At 43.7% G+C, this 21,114-nt stretch carries 13 protein-coding genes and 1 pseudogene; 9 read left to right on the plus strand and 5 right to left on the minus strand.

Going from position 1 to position 21,114, the window contains the following annotated elements:
* Positions 1–12: 12 nt before the first annotated feature.
* The 4 genes from murC to ftsZ all read left to right on the plus strand — a co-directional run bounded on the left by murC (position 13) and on the right by ftsZ (position 5,912).
* Positions 13–1,380 carry a UDP-N-acetylmuramate--L-alanine ligase gene (murC, locus tag FN124_RS05490; RefSeq protein WP_142683752.1) on the plus strand — a complete coding sequence of 456 codons (1,368 nt, stop codon included), beginning with the start codon at positions 13–15 and terminating at the stop codon, positions 1,378–1,380.
* A 12-nt stretch (positions 1,381–1,392) separates the two neighbouring features.
* Positions 1,393–2,481: a cell division protein FtsQ/DivIB gene (locus FN124_RS05495; protein ID WP_142683753.1), complete on the plus strand. Its 1,089-nt coding sequence runs from the start codon at positions 1,393–1,395 to the stop codon at positions 2,479–2,481.
* Entirely contained in the window at positions 2,478–3,881 is a 1,404-nt protein-coding gene (gene ftsA / locus FN124_RS05500; RefSeq protein ID WP_142683754.1) for a cell division protein FtsA, read from the plus strand. Before FN124_RS05495 ends, ftsA begins: the two co-directional genes overlap by 4 nt.
* Positions 3,882–4,055: 174 nt before the next feature.
* Positions 4,056–5,912 (plus strand): cell division protein FtsZ, encoded by a 1,857-nt coding sequence (gene ftsZ / locus FN124_RS05505; RefSeq protein WP_142683755.1) that lies wholly within the window; start codon positions 4,056–4,058, stop codon positions 5,910–5,912.
* 81 nt (positions 5,913–5,993) lie between these two features.
* Here the strand turns inward: ftsZ and FN124_RS05510 are convergent, their stop codons facing one another.
* The 3 genes from FN124_RS05510 to FN124_RS05520 form a co-directional block, all read right to left on the minus strand.
* Positions 5,994–7,751: a DUF4091 domain-containing protein gene (locus tag FN124_RS05510; RefSeq protein ID WP_142683756.1), complete on the minus strand. Its 1,758-nt coding sequence runs from the start codon at positions 7,749–7,751 to the stop codon at positions 5,994–5,996.
* Between the two features lie 180 nt (positions 7,752–7,931).
* Entirely contained in the window at positions 7,932–9,884 is a 1,953-nt protein-coding gene (locus FN124_RS05515; protein WP_142683757.1) for a KUP/HAK/KT family potassium transporter, read from the minus strand.
* 154 nt (positions 9,885–10,038) lie between these two features.
* On the minus strand, positions 10,039–11,589 hold the full coding sequence (locus FN124_RS05520; RefSeq protein WP_142683758.1) for an OmpA family protein: 1,551 nt from the start codon (positions 11,587–11,589) through the stop codon (positions 10,039–10,041).
* Positions 11,590–11,902: 313 nt separating this feature from the next.
* Here FN124_RS05520 and FN124_RS05525 point away from each other — a divergent pair, with 313 nt between their 5' ends.
* The 5 genes and pseudogenes from FN124_RS05525 to FN124_RS05545 all read left to right on the plus strand — a co-directional run bounded on the left by FN124_RS05525 (position 11,903) and on the right by FN124_RS05545 (position 17,923).
* Positions 11,903–12,868 carry a polyprenyl synthetase family protein gene (locus tag FN124_RS05525; protein ID WP_142683759.1) on the plus strand — a complete coding sequence of 322 codons (966 nt, stop codon included), beginning with the start codon at positions 11,903–11,905 and terminating at the stop codon, positions 12,866–12,868.
* A 63-nt stretch (positions 12,869–12,931) separates the two neighbouring features.
* The gene (gene recJ / locus FN124_RS05530) at positions 12,932–14,644 is read left to right on the plus strand and encodes a single-stranded-DNA-specific exonuclease RecJ (protein WP_142683760.1); all 1,713 of its coding nucleotides are present in this window, start codon (positions 12,932–12,934) and stop codon (positions 14,642–14,644) included.
* A 93-nt stretch (positions 14,645–14,737) separates the two neighbouring features.
* Positions 14,738–15,610, plus strand: a pseudogene (locus FN124_RS05535) (IS256 family transposase); the annotation flags it as partial.
* A 36-nt stretch (positions 15,611–15,646) separates the two neighbouring features.
* Positions 15,647–16,219, plus strand: a complete 573-nt coding sequence (locus FN124_RS05540; RefSeq protein WP_142683761.1) for a hypothetical protein — start codon at positions 15,647–15,649, stop codon at positions 16,217–16,219.
* Between the two features lie 156 nt (positions 16,220–16,375).
* Positions 16,376–17,923, plus strand: coding sequence for an IS1182 family transposase (locus tag FN124_RS05545; protein ID WP_142683762.1), 1,548 nt, complete (start codon positions 16,376–16,378; stop codon positions 17,921–17,923).
* A gap of 104 nt (positions 17,924–18,027) precedes the next feature.
* Here FN124_RS05545 and FN124_RS05550 read toward each other — a convergent pair whose 3' ends face one another.
* Both FN124_RS05550 and htpG read right to left on the minus strand, forming a co-directional pair.
* Positions 18,028–18,828, minus strand: a complete 801-nt coding sequence (locus FN124_RS05550) for a carboxylesterase family protein (RefSeq protein WP_142683763.1) — start codon at positions 18,826–18,828, stop codon at positions 18,028–18,030.
* A gap of 154 nt (positions 18,829–18,982) precedes the next feature.
* A complete protein-coding gene (htpG, locus tag FN124_RS05555) occupies positions 18,983–20,812 on the minus strand; it encodes a molecular chaperone HtpG (protein ID WP_142683764.1) in 1,830 nt (609 codons plus the stop codon).
* Positions 20,813–21,114: the final 302 nt, after the last annotated feature.

Here is a 21,114-nt window from a genome sequence, read left to right on the forward strand (position 1 = left end):
TTAGAAGAATATATGGATTTGAACAACATACAAAGGGTTTATTTCATCGGCATCGGTGGTATTGGCATGAGCGCTATTGCACGCTTCTTCAATGAGAAGGGAGTGCAGGTAAGCGGTTATGACCGTACCTCCACAGCGCTTACAAAGCAGCTGGAGGCAGAAGGTATGCAAATCCATTATACAGACGATATTAACCTGATCGATAAAGCGGCTACCCTGGTAGTGTACACACCGGCAATTCCGGCTACACACACAGAGTTGCAGTGGCTGCGTGACAATGGCTATGAAGTGGTAAAGCGCAGTGATGTGCTGCAGGAAATTACCCGTTCCCTGTTTGCCATTACCGTGGCGGGCACACATGGTAAAACAACTGTTTCCACCATGATCGCTCACCTGCTTACCGATAGCGGTTATGGCTGTAATGCTTTCCTCGGTGGTATCAGTGTAAACTATAATAAAAATTTCTGGAGCAGCGAAAAAGCGGTAGCAGTAATTGAAGCAGATGAATACGACCGCTCTTTCCTGAAATTAAGTCCGGATATCGCAGTGCTGACTGCCATGGATGCAGACCACCTGGATATTTACGGCACACCGGAAGCAATGGAAGACGCTTTTATCCAGTATACACATAACATCAAGCCCAATGGCACGCTGATTGCTAAGTTCGGCCTGCACCGCAACAAAGAGCTGAATGCAACAAACAAGTTGTTGTACAGTTTACAAAACGATGCTGCCAACGCTTACGCCGCCAACATCCGCATGATCAACGGCGGATACGAGTTTGATGTAATGCAGCAGGACTGGATGATCGATAACGTTGTAATGCACATTGGTGGCATGCACAACGTGGAAAACGCAGTAGCCGCTATTACAGTAGCACAGCTGCTGGGAATAGACGCCGCCAGGATCCGTGCTGCCATCGCCAGTTTTAAAGGCATCAAACGGAGATTTGAATACGCGGTAAAAACAGATCAACAGGTATATATCGATGATTATGCACACCATCCGGAAGAATTGCGTGCATTGATCACCAGTGCAAAGGCATTGTTTCCCGGGAAAAAATGCACGGTTATTTTCCAGCCGCACTTATTTACCCGCACCCGTGACCTGGCAGATGGCTTTGCAGAAAGCCTGTCCCTGGCAGACGAGGTAATACTGCTCCCTATCTACCCGGCACGTGAGCTGCCGATAGCGGGGGTAAGCAGCGAAATGATCGCGGATAAAATAACAGTGCCTGTAAAAATTTTATCAAAAGAAGATGTAATGGAATATCTGGGAAAGCACGATGTTCCGTTACTGATCACAGCAGGAGCAGGAGATATAGATCAGTTAAAAGAACCTGTGGCTCATCTCCTTAAAAACAAAACAACATTACATTAAAAAATAAAAAGCTTGTCCAAAACTGCCACAATATTAAAACGACTGGGTATCGCTGTTCTCTGGGGAACAGCGCTCACAGGCTTTGCAGTATTGCTGGTGGCTGCTATACAAGACAAGGATGCCGGTAAATGTAAAAGTATACTGGTAAAATTTGAGGGGAAAGATGATAATTTCTTTATAGAATCAAAGGATATAAAATCTTTGATCACGAAAGATAAAAATCTGAACCCGGTTGGTAAAAGTATTGCCGATATCAATATAGCAGAACTGGAATCCATTGTAGACCAGGATCCCTGGGTAAAAAATGCGGAAATTTATTTTGACAACAGCCGGCAGCTGAATATCAAAGTAACGCAACGCGAGCCGGTGGCAAGGGTATTTACTTTCTCCGGTAACAGCTTTTACCTCGATGGGGCAGGCGAACATATACCGGTATCCAGCCGGTATGCAGCCAGGGTGCCGGTATTTACAGGTTTTCCTACGGATGCAGAAAAGCTGCAGAAACCTGATAGCCTGTTAGCCGCACAAATCGTGGACCTGGGCACCTACATCGGTAAAGATCCTTTCTGGATGGCACAGGTAGAACAACTCATGATCACAGATGATCGCAGGTTTGAGTTCATACCTAAGCTGGGCGACCAGGTGATTGCATTCGGAGAAGGTACAGACATAGATAAAAAATTCACCAAACTGCTGGCTTTTTATAAAGAAGGATTGAACAAAGTAGGCTGGAATAATTATACACGCATCAACATCGCATTTGAAAACGAAGTGGTGTGTACCCGTAAAGATGGCGTTGTTCCATTGCAACCAGTGATCAAAACAGATAGTTTGAAACTGGCTGGTGCAGATGAACCGCCGATAGCGGACAGCGAAGATTCAACAACGGCAGCACCGGCAACAGTAAAGCCGGTACATACCGAACCTGCCAAACCGGTGTCAAAACCGGCGCACGCAGTAAAAGAAAAAGCCAAACCGCAGAAAGAAAAAGAAAAGGTGAAGAAAGAAAAAGCAGCTGCGCCGGCCAAACAACAACCCAAAGCAGTGTATAAGCCAGGGAATAAATCTGTTAACACATCAAAAAAACAAAAAACGCCATGAATCAGGAAGCTCCCATCATTGTAGGACTCGATATAGGTACTACGAAGATTGCTGCCATTGCAGGACGGAAGAATGAATACGGGAAACTGGAAATCCTGGGATTCGGAAAAGCTACATCGTTTGGTGTACAGCACGGTATGGTGCTGAACATCGACCAAACCATTAAAGCTATCAGGCAAGCACTCGAAAATTGTTATGCATCCAACCCTAACCTGGAAATTAACGAGGTATATGTTGGTATAGCCGGTCATCATATAAAAAGTTTGCAAACCCGCGGAGATATTGTACGCAATGACACTGATGCGGAAATATCCCAAAAAGATATTGACCAGCTGATCAACGATCAGTACAAAACAGTTATTCCCGCAAGCGATCAGATCATTGATGTGATCCCGCAGCAATATATAGTGGATAGTTTGCAGAACATCACTTATCCTATCGGTATGTCCGGGGTAAAGGTGGGCGCCAACTTCCATATTATTACCGGCGATAAAAACGCCATCCGCAACATTAACCGCAGCGTGGAAAAATCCGGTCTTAAAATCCGCGACCTGGTATTACAGCCACTGGCTTCTGCTGCAGCGGTAATGTGCGATATGGACTTTGAGGCAGGTGTAGCCATTGTGGATATTGGTGGCGGTACCACCGACCTGGCAGTATTTTATGAAGGTATACTGAAACACACTGCAGTTATTCCATACGGTGGTGAAAACATTACCAACGACATCAAGAACGGCCTGGGTGTATTAAAAACACAGGCAGAACAGATGAAAGTACAGTTCGGTTATGCACTGGCAGATGAAGCTAAAACCAACGCCTATATCACGATCCCGGGATTAAGAGGCCAGAGCCCCAAAGAGATCTCCGTGAAGAACCTGGCGCATATTATCCAGGCCCGCATGAGTGAAATACTCGATTTCGTGGTGTATCATCTCAAGCAGATCGGTATGGATAACAAAATGCTGAACGGCGGTATTATCCTTACAGGTGGCGGATCTCAGCTAAAGCATCTTATACAGTTAACAGAATACACTACCGGTGCAAGCGCCCGTATAGGTTTCCCCAACGAGCACCTCGCCAGCGGCCATATAGATGAGTTAACCAAACCCATGTATGCCACCTGCGTAGGCCTCATCCTGAAAGGATACAACGATTTTGAAAATGATCGTAAAGCACTGGAAGAAAATTATGTAAAAATTAATACCAGTTACCTGGCAAAAGAACAGGCTGCACAGTCGGTGGCTCCAACCGAAGACTGGATAGAAGAAACGGTTCCAAGCAGCCAGGAAATACAGGACCGGAAAGCAAAAGAAAGGAACGCCTCATTGAAAAACTTCCTGGACAAAATGAAAACAAAGATCATTGATATGTTCACGGAAGAAGAAGATGCAAAACTTTAATAGTAAGTGGCGCAATTGTTGCAAAAAGCAAACGTTTAATATAATAAGAATTAAGAACGATAATTAATAATGACAGGACAAATGAACCATAGTAATAACATACAAGCATACACGCACTTAATTCTTAATAGTTCATTATTAATTATTCGTACTAACCCATAAAAGTATAGAGTCATGATACATTTTGATCTTCCTAAGGAAAAATCTTCTATCATCAAAGTCATCGGTATCGGTGGCGGTGGAAGTAATGCGGTGAATCATATGTATAGCCAGCGCATTGAAGGGGTAAATTTCATTATTTGCAATACCGATGCACAAGCTATTGCCAATAGCCCTGTTCCCAATAAAATACAGTTGGGACCGCACCTGACACAGGGACTTGGCGCCGGTGCAAATCCTGAAATCGGGAAACAGGCGACGGAAGAATCCTTTGAAGAAATCAAAAAAATACTGGAGGTAAATACCAAAATGGCCTTCATAACTGCCGGTATGGGCGGTGGCACCGGAACAGGTGGCGCTCCTATCATCGCGCGGATATGTAAGGAGCTCGGTATTCTGACCGTAGGTATTGTTACCACTCCTTTTTCCTACGAAGGAAAAAAGAGAATGCTACAGGCTGATGAAGGTGTTACCCGCCTGAAAGAGTATGTAGATACCCTGCTGATTATCTCCAATGATAAATTACGTCAGAAATTCGGCGACCTGAAGTTCAAGGCCGCGTTCGAAAAAGCAGATAACGTGCTGGCTACCGCCGCTAAATGTATCACTGATGTAATCAATTCCACTGGTCAGATCAACGTTGACTTTGCCGACGTTTGTACCGTTATGCGTAACGGCGGCGTGGCCATCCTCGGTGCTGCACTGGCAGAAGGTGAAAACCGCGCGCAAAGGGCTATCGAAGACGCATTGACTTCCCCGCTGCTGAACGATAACGATATACGCGGCGCCAAATGGATCCTCATCAATATCTCTTCTTCCGAAGGCGAATTTGAGCACACCCTCGATGAAATGGATATCATCCAGGCATACGTGCAAAGCCAGGCTGGTGAAGATTGCGATGTGATCCTCGGTGTGGGTTACGATCAAACACTGGACAGGCAACTGGGCGTAACCATTATTGCTACCGGTTTTGAACAAAAACCCATCACACAGCAAAAAATTACTCCCGCCAATACTGAACGCACAGAGCCTAAAATTGTAATGCAGTTGGGCAAAGACGGTGATGAAAAAAAGATGAGCGTTCAACAGGCACAAGGCACTTTATTCCAGGAACCACAAGACCTGATGGCACCACGCCTGATGGAGCCTGTAGTGAACCATCCTGAGCCTGTGATGGCTTATACGCCACCGCAGCCGCAACAACAGGCGCCTATTGCTCCTGCACGTCAGAACTATGTGCTGAATATTCAGCAGGTACCACCTGTACAACCACAACAGCCTGACCCGCAACAGATACAGCAGCAAATGCAACAGCAGATGCAGCAACCTGTTCAGCAGCAACCTGTTCAGCAGCAGCCTGTTCAGCAGCAGCCAATACAACAACAGCCTGTACAACAAGTCCCGCCTGCACATACGCAGCAGCCTGGTGTAAATATTATTCAGCCACAACAGGGTAATGCAGCAGGAGGTTATTTAAACAGGCCTTCACACATTTACGTGGAACCAGGTACCCCTGCGCCTGAAATGAAAATGGTGTATAAAGAGGAAGAAGAAAGTGCAGCAAATGTACCGCCTGCTCCTCCCGAAGTGCCCATGCAGCAGGCTTATGAAGATCTGGAAGAACAAAAACGCAAACAGGCGGAAAGAGTAGCCAAATTACGCAGCATCAGTTTCAACGTGAAGAACATGGACAATAATGCGGAACTGGAAAATGTACCGGCTTACCTGCGCAGAAATGTGAACCTGGATAATGGCGCTGGTTCTGCTGAGCACTTCTACTCTAACTATACGGTGAGTGGTGATCAGGGACCTAATAATCATACAGAAATTAATACGATCAATACCTTTTTAGATGGGAAAAAGCCCGATTGATGAACACATTTGATTGTTTTTTAGTTGTGTTAAAAAAAATCCTCCGGTTCCCCGGAGGATTTTTTTTATGAGTTATACCTGTTATAATTCGTTTAATCCTTGTTTTGCCACTTTTAAAATATCCGCCGCTGGCGTGGTTCTCAGCGTTTCTTCCTCGAAAGGTTTTACGAGATCATTGAGTTTACTTAGCCCTGCAGAATTGCCGCTTTTTACAAATGCTTCCCGCAGGATTCTTATCTTTTCATAATCCTGTATACCTTCAATCAGTCTCTCGTAACGAATGGAAGATCTCGGGCCGGGATAAACAAGGTAAGTATCCCCGGCGGCCCAAGTGCGGAACCTGGAATCGTGTAGCGGATCAGCTACCCAGCAGTTGAAGGCCCAGCGCAGGTAACCGTTGTATCCTCTCTTCGCTGCATGCCAGCCCATAAAAGCTGATTCAGCCGGAGGAGAAAATGTAAAGGTATTTGGAAACCCTTCCGTACAGCAGGTATAAAAGGTAGTAGGCAAGCCTTTCTCCAAACGTGCTTTCATAATGTTTTCAGGGAAAGATTCCTTCAGCGCGATACAGTAATCATGTATTTCATTGGCCAGTGGCTCATGATAGCTGCCGGCCAATGATAACTTAAAATCCTTATCCGCACTGCGGATTACCTTCAGAGTTTCCAGCATTGCCTCCATAGGCCTTTCATCCATAGCAATAGCAGTGATGTTGTACCAGCCTTTTGCTTTCAGGTGCTTTACAAAATCAGTCAGCATAGGTTGCCAGTGTCCGGTATACTCTTCAGAACCCGGCTTGGCCACAATGAAAGTATCTTTTCCTGCCGCCTCATCATAATAATAGAATTTCAGGTTCCATGGAATCATGCTGTAACAGTTGATTTCCTTCCGGATACCCTGATCCATCATAAACTGCACCCATTTATCAAAGATGCTGTAATCATAGGTCCAGCTGCCATTTTTCTTCTTCGTCCATTTCACCATTGTACCATAGATGTCCTCTGTCTGGCTGTTCCAGGGATCATAAATGATAGTAGTAGTGATCACTTTCTGCCCTGCATCCGCCAGCATTTTCATATACGGTTTCATGGCTTTAAAGTGTGCATCGCTCCAGGGTTTTACACCGTATACACGTGCTATTGCGTATGGGCTTTGCCACAGATCGAGGTGAAACTGCCAGTTTTTCGGAGCGGGCAGGGTATGTTCCAGCACTGTTACTCCAAAGGGCATATTCACTGTTGTAGTGCCTGATTTAACACTCACCGAGCCTTTGTATGCGCCTGCAGGTGTATTTGCCGGCACCTGGATGCTCAGCCACACCGGCTGAGTAGTACTGGCGGCGATGGTGCTTTTATTAATGATATCAATGCCATCTGCTACCAACGATGAATCGAAATCTTTTGGGTTACGGTGCCCGCAACCGCTGCCATCTTTGTTAAGGCCATCTGTGAGCACATATCTCACAAAGCCGGTGGTGATCGCAGAAGCGGCAATTGTATACCCTTTGCTGTCTTTCAGGGCGGAAGCCTGGATACTAACTTCAGGCTGTGCTGCAGCAGACCATATCACCAGTTGTGTATGAACCTTTTCACCTTTCCAGGCTTTTGTTTCCCAGGAAGGCGCTAATCCATTATTATCCGGTGCATTTCTTTTTTCATAACGGGTATCCGCAGTACCGAATGCAACGTGAAGCCTGGTGTCATTAACAGCCGCCCAGGAAGCTTTATTAACGGGTTTGGGATCAGGCAGGTCCCTGTAACCAGCGGCAGGAGATGTTTGCGCCCATACGTTTTGTTGCAGTGCCAGCATTACCAGCACGCCAAAAAATTTGTTCACCATACTAAATTTAAGCGTTTTCAGATATTGGAATTACATGATGGGTTATTCATCATTGTTATCCGGAAATCCCAATATCTATAAAAAAAGTGGATTTTTTCCGTTTATCAGGACAACTGGTCATATAAAAAAAGGAAAGCCGGATCTTAATAAGACCCGGCTTTCTATGATAAGGATTTATCGTTAATGTACGATCCGCTTCAACTGCAGATTGGTTACCGGCGCTACTACCAGCGGGTACTTTTCGATGGTTACATAACTGGAGTCCAGCCCGAAGCCTCTTTCTTCCGACAAACTGATCTTTTTCAGGAAGAAATACATCTTCATCACCATTCTCTCGTATAAAGGCAGGTCATTGTCGTGCGACAGGAATTTCTCCATCACAATAAACTGGAAATCGCCTACTACATTATTCTTACTCAATGATTCATAACGGCTGGTGATATTCACTTCTTTATTACGTACCATATCTTCCACTACCATTCTGAACATGAGATTAATGCGTTGTTCCACTTTGAAACCCAGGCGGAACTCTACGCGTATCACTTCATTTGGAATAATTGTTTGTACAGAGTATTCGCTCAGGTAAGGCTCGTCAACTACATCTACATGCACAAACCAGTATATGTCTGCCCTTTTGGGTTTTTTATTGAGAATAGAATAGATGATCTTATGCTCTATTTCCTTCGGGTTATCGGCACTGCTCATGTACACAAGATGTGTAGCATATTTGGGAATAGAGGTATCATTACTCAGTTCCTGGATAATGGGCAGATAATCTTCCAGTCGCACAAATTCCACATAACGGTTTTTGATCTTACGCGATTTAAACCATACTATCATCACCAGGAAGAGGCCGCCGGCTACTATTACCGTCACGTAACCTCCGTGCATAAATTTGATCACGTTCGCGAACAGGAATGAGAATTCTATGGTGAAATAAACAATAAGATATAGCAGTATCCAGCCTACCCATACCCGTTTTGTATAGAGATAGAAAGCAAAGAGACAGGAAGTCATGAGCATACAAATAGTAATAGATAATCCGTATGCCGCTTCCATATTCGATGATTCCTGGAAGATGAGGACAATTGAAACGCAGCCAACAAACAGCATGGTATTAATGCCTGGTATATATAACTGCCCCCTCATTTCAGTGGGATAGTTCACCCGCATTTTGGGCCAAAGGTTAAGCCGCATAGCTTCCGCGATGAGGGTAAAAGAACCTGATATGAGTGCCTGGCTGGCAATTACAGAGGCGAGTGTGGCTATTAATACGCCAAAAATGATGAACCATTCTGGCATGATGGTAAAGAAAGGGTTCTGATCTTTTGGCAGGATTTGTCCTTTTTGTGTCAGTAACCAGGCACCTTGTCCGAGGTAGTTCAGTATAAGACATAACTTAACAAAGATCCAGGATACCCGGATATTACCTTTACCGCAGTGGCCCAGGTCGGAATAAAGTGCTTCCGCCCCTGTTGTACAAAGAAATACGGCCCCGAGGATCAGGAATCCTTTAGGATAAGTTGTCAGGAGTTCAATGGCGTAATGGGGGCTAAAGGCTTTGAAAATGCTCAAATCATCCGCTATATGTGAAATACCGAGTATTCCCAGCATGGAGAACCAGAGTACCATGATAGGGCCGAACATCCGGCCAATGGAAACGGTACCAAACTGTTGCATCACAAAAAGCCCTGTGATAATGGTAAGCACTATTTTAACGATGGTCATCTGTCCCAGGTCTTTAAAGACTTCCAGGGTTCTGAGACCTTCAATGGCGGATGTAACGGTAATGGGCGGGGTGATAATGCCATCGGCAAGCAGGGCAGCTCCACCGATCATCCCAAAGATAACAGTCCACCTGGCATGGCGCCTTACGAGCGCATAGAGTGAAAAAATGCCACCTTCCCCTTTATTATCTGCCCGGAGGGTGAGGATAACGTATTTAACGGTTGTTTGCAGGGTAAGTGTCCAGATGATACAGGAAATACCCCCGATCACCAACAGGTCGCTGATGGGATTCCCTCCTACAATGGCCTTGAAAACATAGAGTGGAGATGTTCCGATATCGCCGTAGATAATACCAAGAGCTACTACCAGTCCAGCCAGGGATACCCTGTTAATGTTAATTCCCACGTAATAATAAGTTTATTAAAAAAGCCTCCAAAATTAGGGGTAAATATTGACACTCCAACAATATTTCGCAGGGGAGTGTTTGCTTCAAAAAAAAATCCTCTCCCGAGCAAACGGGAGAGGACTTTTTAGTTATCATCTTAATGAGTGATACTGATTAGTTAGCAGGAGCTAAGTCAACAGTGCCAGACTCACCAGGAGTGTTTTGTTTGATGAAACGACCGCGGTCGATACCTTGTTTATCAGCCAGGTAGTCGATTACTGAATCAACACGACGGCTGCTCAGGTCAACACCACCTTTCTTACCTTTAGCACCTGCGTGACCTGTTACCAGAACGTTGCAGGAAGGGTTAGATTTCAGGGTAGCTGCTACAGAAGCCAGGATAGCTTCCTGATCGTTACCAATTTTGGTAGAAGAGCCTTTGAAAGAAACGCTAGGCAGAACCAGTGTAGAGCAAGATTGTTCAACACGGTTTTTGCAGCATTCTGGATCTGGGCATTTACCAACACCATCAGCGTCAACTGGCTGGCAGTAAGTTGGAGTGATCAGCTGTTTGTCTTTGTAATCAGGAACACCGTCACCATCAGTATCTTTAGCAACACCGTGAACATCAACTGGTGCACCTGCTGGAGTGTTAGGTTCGCGATCGAACTGATCAGTTACGCCATCGCCATCAGCATCAGGCAGAACCGGAGCTGGGAGCTTCATGTGACGTGGGTTGCTCAGCTCGCTGTAAGCGTATTCCAGTGGGTTGATCCACCATAATGGCTGTACGCGTTTAGCTGGGTTACCCAGGTTGAAGTTCAGACGAAGGCTGGTGTAAGAATAGAAGTCCTTGGTAGAACCGCCCGGACCAGGATATCCATCCAGGTAAGCGTCAAACGGCATAGTAACTTTCTCTTCAATACCAATATTGAAACGTTTAGAAACTTTAAACGCCACACCAGTACCGAGATCCAGTGCATGACGGAGCAGCTGGTTGTCATCGTTACGGCCGATGGAAACTCTGTTACCCTGAGAAGGAGCGTTCTGCTCGTATTTGTCATCTCTCAGATTCTTGATCTGTTTTCTGATATCGCTGCGTTTTGCACCGAAATTAATGCTGGAATAGTCATAACCATTTCCGTTTGCATCCAATGCGTCAACGTCAACGTCTGCCATTACAATAGAGTAACCAGCCAGTAAATACCAGTTAACTTTAGGTTCTGCTCTGTAGAACAGGATGTTGCTCAGGGAAGCGATCACATCCAAAGACAGTTGATGGTTCTGGGATTTGTAGTTAGGAACGATCATACCGCCGTTTAAAGCAGCTGTCTTAGCCCATGGGTTGATACCACCAGCAGGCATGTTTGGACGCAGTTTGTAGTCCTGACCCTTATCGATAGAACCGATGTACTCAGCTCTCAGGGAGAAAGTATGTCCCAATGCTTTTCTCAGGGAGATACCGCCACCAAAACCTGGTTGAGGAGGAACAGTTCCGCTGATCAGGTGTAAACCACCACTAAAACCCAGTTCCCACATATCTCTCGGTTTAGCCGGGAAATTTGATTGGTGGTTCGTGAAGTTATTTTGCTGTACCATACGCTTGCTAGACACTTTGGTGCTATCCAGAGCATCGTAGCCGGTTGGTTGAACCTGTGCAAAACTAGTAGATGCTGATAGTAAACCCACAGCGCCTGCCAGTAATAAGTACTTTTTGCTTGCCATAATTGTTTTTTTTATTAAAAACTGTTAAAAATTTACTAATAACCCGTTTTTTACCTAGCAAAGGTAAATATCATAAATGAATATACAAATTTTTCTTGCAATATTATTTTCATTGATAAGTCCCTCAAAATTAGAGCTTAAATGAAAGTATTTATATACCTTAAATCCAGTTAAGTTAAGGATATGTATATCTCCTGTTAAAGGATTCCTTAACTCCTGTTAAAGGAATGTTATACTCACTATACAAATTAGAGGCCAAAATGTTAAAATATGATTTATAAAAGCTAGCTTAGCAATCCTTTTTATTTAATTCATGGACGATATTAAACACCTGATAGGTAAAGAATTACAGGATTTTGAAAGTAAATTTGCAGATTCAGTAAAAAGTCATGTGCCATTACTGGACCGGATCATGCATTATATTGTAAAACGCAAGGGAAAGCAGATCAGGCCCATGTTTGTTTTATTATCCGCAAAACTTTTCAGCGATAATATCCAGGAAAGCACTTACCGCGCAGCGGCGCTGGTGGAACTGCTCCATACTGCCACGCTGGTGCACGATGATGTAGTGGATGACGCCAACGAACGCCGCGGCCTTTTTTCTATTAATGCCCTCTGGAAAAATAAAATTGCTGTTCTGGTAGGCGACTACCTCCTGTCAAAAGGGCTGCTGCTATCCCTCAACAACAACGATTTCCGGACCTTACAGATATTATCGGAAGCCGTAAAAGAAATGAGTGAAGGTGAGCTGTTGCAGATTGAAAAAACCAGGAAACTTAATATTAAGGAAGATATTTACTTCGAGATCATTCGCCGCAAAACAGCTTCATTACTGGCTTCCGCCTGCGCTGCAGGCGCATGGAGCAGCAGCAACGACGATCATACCACGGAACAAATGCGCCTTTTCGGCGAAAAAGTAGGCATCGCCTTCCAGATTAAGGATGACCTGTTCGACTACGGCTCCGCCAAAATCGGGAAACCAACCGGCATCGATATCCGTGAAAAAAAAATGACCCTCCCCCTGATCTATACCCTGGAACACGCTTCTACCGAAATAAGAAGAAAGATTATTAATATAGTAAAAAATCACAATACAGAGAAAGACCGCGTGGAAGAAGTGATCCGCCTGGTAAAAGCATCTGGCGGTATTGATTACACCAGGCAGAAAATGTTTGAATACCGGGACGAAGCCCTTGCCATCTTAAATAGATTTCCTGAAAACGCGGTTAGGAACGGGTTGGAATCCCTGGTGCGATTTACAACCGACAGAACATTTTAGTAAGAATAAAAAATAATGTAATATGCGGAAGAAGCGTAAAGCTTAGGCCTTTAAAATATAATAATGCAAAAACGCTGGACGGTAAAGGCATATCAACCAAATCAGGAACAGTTACTACAGTCATCATTACGCATACATCCGTTGTTATGCCGGTTACTGGTGCAACGCAATGTAACCAACTATGAGGCTGCCCGGCAATTTTTCCGCCCTACACTGGAAGACCTTCATGATCCCTGGCAGATGAAAGATATGGATAAAGCCATTTCCAGAATTGAACTGGCTTTTTTCCAGCACGAAAAAATATTGGTCTATGGAGATTATGATGTAGACGGCACCACCGCAGTTGCCACTGTATACGCCTTTCTGCAAAAGCTCTACACCAATATTGAATTTTATATTCCACATCGTTACCGCGAGGGATACGGTATTTCCATGCAGGGTATTGAATATGCCAGGGACAATGATTTCAGCCTGATCATTGCGCTCGACTGTGGCATCAAATCGGTGGAACATATCAGCATGGCAAAAGAATGGGGCATCGACTTTATCATCTGTGATCACCATTTGCCCGATGCTGTACTGCCTCCTGCTGTGGCCATCCTGAACCCGAAGCAGCACGACTGCCCCTATCCCTATAAAGAACTTAGCGGATGCGGGATTGGTTACAAACTGATTTCTGCTTTTGCACAAAAAAGAGGCCTTCCCCAATCGGAAGCCAATAAATTCCTGGACCTGGTTGCTACCAGTATTGCAGCCGACATTGTTCCAATGACCGGGGAAAACAGGATACTGGCCTTTCATGGTCTTGTAAAAGTAAATGAAGATCCGCTACCCGGTATTAAAGCACTGATCACCCTCAGCGCACTGAAAGAAAAATTAACTATTGCCAACCTGGTATTTGTTATCGCACCGCGTGTAAACGCTGCCGGCAGAATGGATGATGCCCGGAAAGCAGTTAATCTCTTTATCGAAAATGATGTGGAGAAAGCCGCTGCCATTGCAGCTGTGCTTCATTCGGATAATTTCGACAGGAAAGAAATTGACAGCACCATTACCCAGGAAGCAATTGTACTGCTACAAAATGATGCAGACATTGCCCGCAGGAAATCAACCGTGCTTTACCAGGCACACTGGCACAAAGGCGTGGTAGGCATTGTGGCTTCCCGGCTGATCGATAAGTACTATTACCGTCCCACCATTATCCTAACCCAATCGAATGATAAGGTTGCAGGATCCGCCCGTTCTGTAATGGGCTTCAACGTTTATGAGGCAATTCACCAGTGTAAAGATCTCCTTGAAAACTATGGAGGGCATTTTTACGCAGCAGGGATGACACTTAAAACGGAAAATGTAAAAGCATTCCAGGAACGTTTCGAAGAAGTGGTGGCACGAACCATCCACCCGGATCAGCTGGTACCGGAAATTGTAATTGATACCGAAATCCAGTTCCAGGAGATCACACCTGCATTTTATAATATTCTCCGGCAATTTGAGCCATTGGGACCGGAAAACCTCCGTCCTGTTTTTCTTGCCAGGAACCTGGTGGATAACGGCTATTCGAAGATTGTAAAAGATGACCATATCAAATTTTCTGTAAAACAGGGAAGATATGGTCCAACTATGTCGGGGATCGGCTTTTATATGGCAGATAAATTCCCCTTAATGGCAGGAAAAAAACCGTTTGATATGGTATTTACTCTCGATGAAAATGAATGGAACGGACAAACCTCCCTCCAGTTAAAAGTGATTGATATCAGAACCTCTTCAAATAATTGATAAAAGGAAGAAGCTGTCTCAAATATGAGACTGTAAAATGAACTGTGTCAAAGGTTAAAAATAATTTCAGACCTTTAATACAGTTTATTTTTTATGAGCAAAGAGAACTTCAACTACGATGCCTTAAAGAAGAAGGCTTTAGAACAGTTTCGTTCTGGTAAATCCTTATTTGGTAAGGATGGCGCGTTTGCCCCTCTCCTCAAAGAGTTCCTGGAAGCGGCTATGGAAGGAGAGCTGGAGGAACATTTGGATGATGAAAAGCGGGATAACGGCAATCGTAAAAACGGGCGCACCTCAAAACGTCTCAAAACCGCAGAAGGGACAATAGATCTTGAGACTCCCCGTGATCGCACCACCACTTTCGAGCCCTCAATAGTTAAAAAAAGGGAAACTATTCTGACTGAGAGTCTGGAGCATAAAATAATTGGCATGTACGGCCATGGCATGAGCTTTCGTGATATTTCAGCTCACATAAAAGATATGTATGATACAGATATATCAGCCAGTACTCTATCAACCATTACAGATAAGGTTATACCGCTGGTAAAGGACTGGCAAAACAGGCCACTGGAGCAGGTCTACTGCATTGTCTGGCTGGATGCCATGTATTATAAGGTTAAGGATGAAGGTAAGGTAGTGAACCGCTGTGTATACAATATTTTAGGTATTAACCCTGAAGGCCGTAAGGATCTGCTGGGTATGTATGTATCAGAAAGTGAAGGGGCCAACTTCTGGCTGGGTGTATTAAGTAATTTACAACAACGTGGCGTTTCTGATATATTGATAGCTTGTATCGATAACCTGAAAGGCTTTGCAGAGGCTATTTCTAGCATTTATCCTAAAACGGAAGTCCAAAGCTGTGTAGTTCACCAGATTCGTAATTCTCTAAAATATGTAGCCAGTAAAGATCAGAAGGCTTTTATGGCTGATCTTAAACCCGTTTACCAGGCTGGATCCAACGAAATGGAGGCCTCTGAAATTCTATGGACGTGACTGTTAGATATGGCAGTAATGATTTATATTGTGAAAATTAAAAGGAGCATATCAATGCTAGCATTCCACAACTTAGGAATAGGGAAACTCCGGCTAGGGTCTGATTTAAGCAGCCTGGGATCAGTAGCACCATTTGGTAAAAGTGACGCTGAATATTTTATTCCTGCTCCCGACGCACAATCCTGGTATCGGTACATTGACGATGACCTTGTGATATGGGGCAACGGAAAATCATTTAATCCCAGGTCGATATACTTAGGTGTAGATGAACGTAAACAACTGGTAAAGATCTCAATATTTCCAGAACCCGGTACTTCTGTTAAAGTGGAAGGCATTATTAATGAGGTATACGAACAGACTGGAATGTTAGGGGATGGAGGAATCAGGGGTTTATTAGGCAGTAACGGCGCGGATTTTAAAATTTGGGCACCAAGTGATAGAAAAATCATGGTCACCTTTTTTAATCCGGCATCTAACTACCTAGGCCCCCCGGTAATCAATATGTTTTTTGCCACCGTCGCGGAGGCATCCAGAAAGCAGAATCTAATCTACCGGTCATGGAAGTTTCTGGACAGACAGTAACATTCCGTCATAAATCCTTAAAAAGAGGCTGTATCATAAATAAATGATGCAGCCTTTTTTTATTTACTAATTAGGGTCCATTTATCCACGTTGGTGGTTGATAAATATTTTGATTTTGGGGTATTTGCAGCCAAAATGATTGCCTATTTTTAATTTATGGCAAGAGGAAAATCATTAGTAGTGTCCTTTAAGAGCAATCACCAGTATCAGGGAATGCTCCTACCTCCTGATTTAAGTGAGCTGGTGGCTCAAAATCACCCTGTACGGGTAGTCAGCGATATTCTGGACAAAGTAGACATTGGGCAGTTAATGCAGCAGTATAAACCAGGAGGGGCAAGTAACTATCATCCCCGAATGTTGCTGAAGGTACTGGTTTTTGCATATATAAATAATATATATAGTAGTCGCAAGATAGAGGAAGCCCTTCATCAGAATATCAACTTTATGTGGTTAAGTGGCATGAGTAAGCCCGATCACAATACAATTAACCGATTCCGGGGCCAACGTCTTCAAAAAACCTTGCAACCTATCTTTACGCAGGTAGTATTACTATTATGTGAAGAAGGAGTTTTGAGTTTGAAAGAACTTTACACCGACGGCACAAAAATAGAAGCCAATGCAAACAGATACACTTTTGTATGGGGCAATTCCATAAAAAACAACAAGGCAAAAATGCAGCAGCAGCTGAATGAATTATGGCAATACGCTCAATCTATTGCTGCTGCCGAGTTAGATGACGATCACGATCCATCGGGCTTTGATAAAATTGCCAGTGAAAAAATTGAGCAAACAATAGCCACGATAAATGAGGCATTAAAAGACAAACCAATAGATAAAAAAATAAGGCAGAGATTAAACTATGCTAAGAAAAATTGGCCTTCTGCACTAGCGCGTTATGCCGAACAGGAAAACATAATGGGGGATGACAGAAGCAGCTATAGCAAAACAGATGAAGATGCCACTTTTATGCGAATGAAGGAAGATCATATGAAAAACGGACAATTAAAACCAGCATATAACCTACAGATAAGCACTAATAACCAATACATTGTCAATTACAGTCTTCATCAGAATACCACTGATACCAATACCCTGCAGGGGCATCTGAATATATTTAGACGCCAGTATGGGAAAATGCCTTCCAATATCACGGCTGATGCAGGATACGGAAGTGAACAAAACTACGAATGGCTTGAAAAAAAACGTATTACGGCCTATGTAAAGTATAATCATTTTGACCGTGATCAACATGGAAATAGCCGGAATAAAAACCCATATAGGACAGATAAACTTACCTATGATCAGGAAAAAGACAAATATATCTGTCCGTCTGGGAAAACGATGAAAAATATTGGTAGTCACCAGCATCTTACTAAGGCTGGCTTTAAGCAAACCATCACCAGGTATAAAGCTGGAAAATGTAATGGATGTCCATTACGGAGTGATTGCCATGGGCAAAAAGGGAATCGAATAATCGAGGTAAATCACAATTTAAACCGCTTAAAACGGCGAGCAGAAAAAAGGCTGAAAACCAAGCGGGGCATCGAAAAACGTAAGCAAAGATGCCATGACACCGAACCTGTTTTTGCTAATATCAAGCATAATCACCTATTTAAGCGATTTATGATGCGAGGGCTGGACAAAGTGAGTATTGAAGCCGGATTATTAGCATTAGCACATAATCTTCGTAAGAAGGCTGCTTAAAATGGCTGGCGAACCCTTGGTTTTTAATTTTCAAATCAAATTGACGGAAATATTATTATAAACGAAAGAAGCTGCCTCAATATTTATGAGACAGCTTCTTTCGTTTATTTATGCTGCTTCAGCAACCAGGTGTAAAGATCCTTGTTAGCATATGCTCTTGTCCAGGCATCATGCCCGCCGGTTGGATATTCTGTATACTGCACATTATTCCCCAGGGCCCTCAACTGCTGCACCAGGGTACGTGAATTCTCCACATTTACAGTAGGATCATCTGCCGAATGGAAAACCCATATAGGCATAGTTTTCAGATTCTTCATCCGGTTTATATCTCCCCCACCGCTGATAGGAACAATGGCGGCAAATTTTTCAGGATGTGCGGAGCTCCAGTCCCAGGTCCCATAACCACCCATACTCAACCCGGTAAGATATACCCTCATAGGATCCACATGATATTTATTAACCACTTCCTTATATAAGATATCCAGATATTGCGGGTTCCACCAACCGCTGAGGCATTGCGGCGCTATGATCACAAACGGTTTCCCTGCTGCTACTTTTACCAGTCCCGCCTGTTTTATCACATCAATATTATTCCCCATTTCCCCCACTCCATGAAGAAAAATCACGATGGGCCATTTATAATCTTTCTTCTCATTATAACCATCAGGGATATAAAGCACATAATTGCTGATATTCCCGCCTTTGGTGTCTATCTTTCGCACAGTGATACCTGTTTGCTGTGGAGGGAACGTATCTCCGGCTGCCGGCGGTGGATTAACCGGTATGGTGTCTCCCGGCGGATTAACCTGTACCGGGTTAGCCGTTTCAGTTTTTGAACAGGAGAAAAGTGCGAGCGCACTCAGCACAAAGACATGGCACAAAATTTTAATTGCTCTTTTTTTCATATAACTACTACAAACTAAAAGTCCCCCGGCATGAGCCGGAGGACAGGTTTTTACAATATTTTCTTCCTTCAGTTTCTTTATTCAGATGGGCATCCCGCTACAAATAAAAACTAAAAAGAATAAATACTGTCAATTTATTTATTGTGTAGTGTTATTACTTTTTTTCGCCCATCAATTCCACGCTTCTGTTCACAAATGCAGTGAGATCCGCGCCCGTCAGTAAATTCTGCGATAATAATGCCAGGTCCGCCAGATTCTTTATCTGCTTCTGCTGCAACGCGTTGTCATTTTCTTTCAGGATTTGTGTATAAACCGGATGGTTTGCATTGATGGTCATATTTATTTCATCGGGCATATTTGCATACCAGTTCATTCCGCCACCGCCCATAGCCGCCATATCTTTCATACGACGCATCAGCTCAGGACGGGTTACAATTACCGGTTGTGCTTCAGCGCTGAGCCCTTTCATTTCTACCTTAATATTGGGTTGCGTTACCTGGTTACCAAACAGCTCCTTCAATGTACTTTCCTGTTCAGCAGATAATACGGTAGTCGTGTTCTCTTCTTTATCGATCAGGTTATCAGCAATATCTGCATCTACACGGGTAAAGGAAATATTCTCCCATTTCATTTCCATGTTGTTGATGAATGCCGCATCCACCAACGTTTCCATCTTCACTACTTTAAATCCTTTATTTTTTGCTGCCTGTACATAGCTGTCCTGCTGTACCGGGTTAGTAGCATACAATATCACCAGTTTCTTTTCCTTATTGGTTTGCAGTGCTGCGGTGGCGGTGCGGTATTCTTCCTGCGTATAGAATTTACCACCATCCACATCTTCCATGATAAGGAATTTATTGGCCTTTTCCATGAACTTGTCGTCGGTCATCATACCATACTTGACAAACAGGCCGATGGAATCCCATTTTTCTTCAAAGGAAGCACGGTCGTTACGGAATATCTCATCCAGTTTATCCGCTACTTTCTTTGTGATATGCGCGTTGATCTTTTTCACATTAGGATCGCCCTGCAGGTAACTGCGGCTAACGTTCAGCGGAATATCCGGGCTATCGATCACACCATGCAGCAGCATCAGGAATTCCGGAACAATGTCCTTCACTTCATCTGTTACATACACCTGGTTGGAATACAGATTGATCTTATCTTTCTGCATTTCATAACTCTTATTGATCTTCGGAAAATAAAGGATACCGGTGAGATTAAACGGATAGTCGACGTTCAGGTGGATCCAGAATAAAGGAGGTTCCGCAAACGGGTATAATTCTTTGTAGAAATTCTGGTAATCTTCTGTAGTTAATTCGCTTGGCTTCTTTGTCCAGGCCGGAGTAGTATTATTGATCTGTGTGCCTTCAAAGGTAACAGGAACAGGCAGGAACTTACAGAACTTTTCGAGAATGGTACGAATACGTCCATCTTCCAGGAACTCTTCACTTTCTTCATTGATGTGCATTACAATTTCTGTTCCCCTGTCGGTCTTGCTGATCTCTTCCAGTTCATACTCGGGGCTTCCATCGCATTCCCAACGTACGGCAGGCGCTTCTTCCTTCCATGATTTTGAGAAGATTTCCACCTGGCTGCTCACCATAAACGATGAATAAAATCCAAGTCCAAAATGCCCGATGATATTAGTGCCGTTCTCCTGTCCTTTATATTTTTTCAGAAATTCTTCCGCACCTGAGAAGGCTACCTGGTTAATGTATTTATCCACTTCCTCAGCAGTCATACCGATACCGTGATCTGCAATAGTAATGGTTTTCTTTTCCTTATCTACTCTTACATCAATAGCAATGTCGCCCAGCTCTCCTTTGAATTCTCCCACACTGGCCAGGGTTTTCAATTTCTGGGTAGCATCCACGGCGTTACTTACCAGTTCGCGGATAAAAATTTCATGATCTGAATACAGGAACTTTTTTATAATCGGAAAGATGTTCTCTGTCTGAACACGTATTGCACCTTTTTGCATTGATTATCTGATTTTTTTACAGACCTTTTCCAAAGTGTATGCCAGCAGGACTAAGGCTGACAAGATGGCAAGTAACCCCTCTCAAAACCATAAAATGCAAACAGGATGGGAAATATCCGGCCCGGATTGGTTATCTCCGGTTAGAAATGCTGTAAAAAGGGCAGCTTCAAAACAAATGTAAAAAAAGGGCCATGTTACATTTCCTTCAAATTAACAAAATAATCATATCTGAAAAATCCAGGGCAACGGTTTATTCAGTAGATTTATTATACCGAAATCTGATTCCCCATTTTTCAAAAATT

Origin of the sequence: Chitinophaga polysaccharea (genome assembly GCF_902150045.1) — a bacterium.
GTDB classification, from domain to species: Bacteria; Bacteroidota; Bacteroidia; order Chitinophagales; family Chitinophagaceae; genus Chitinophaga; species Chitinophaga polysaccharea_A.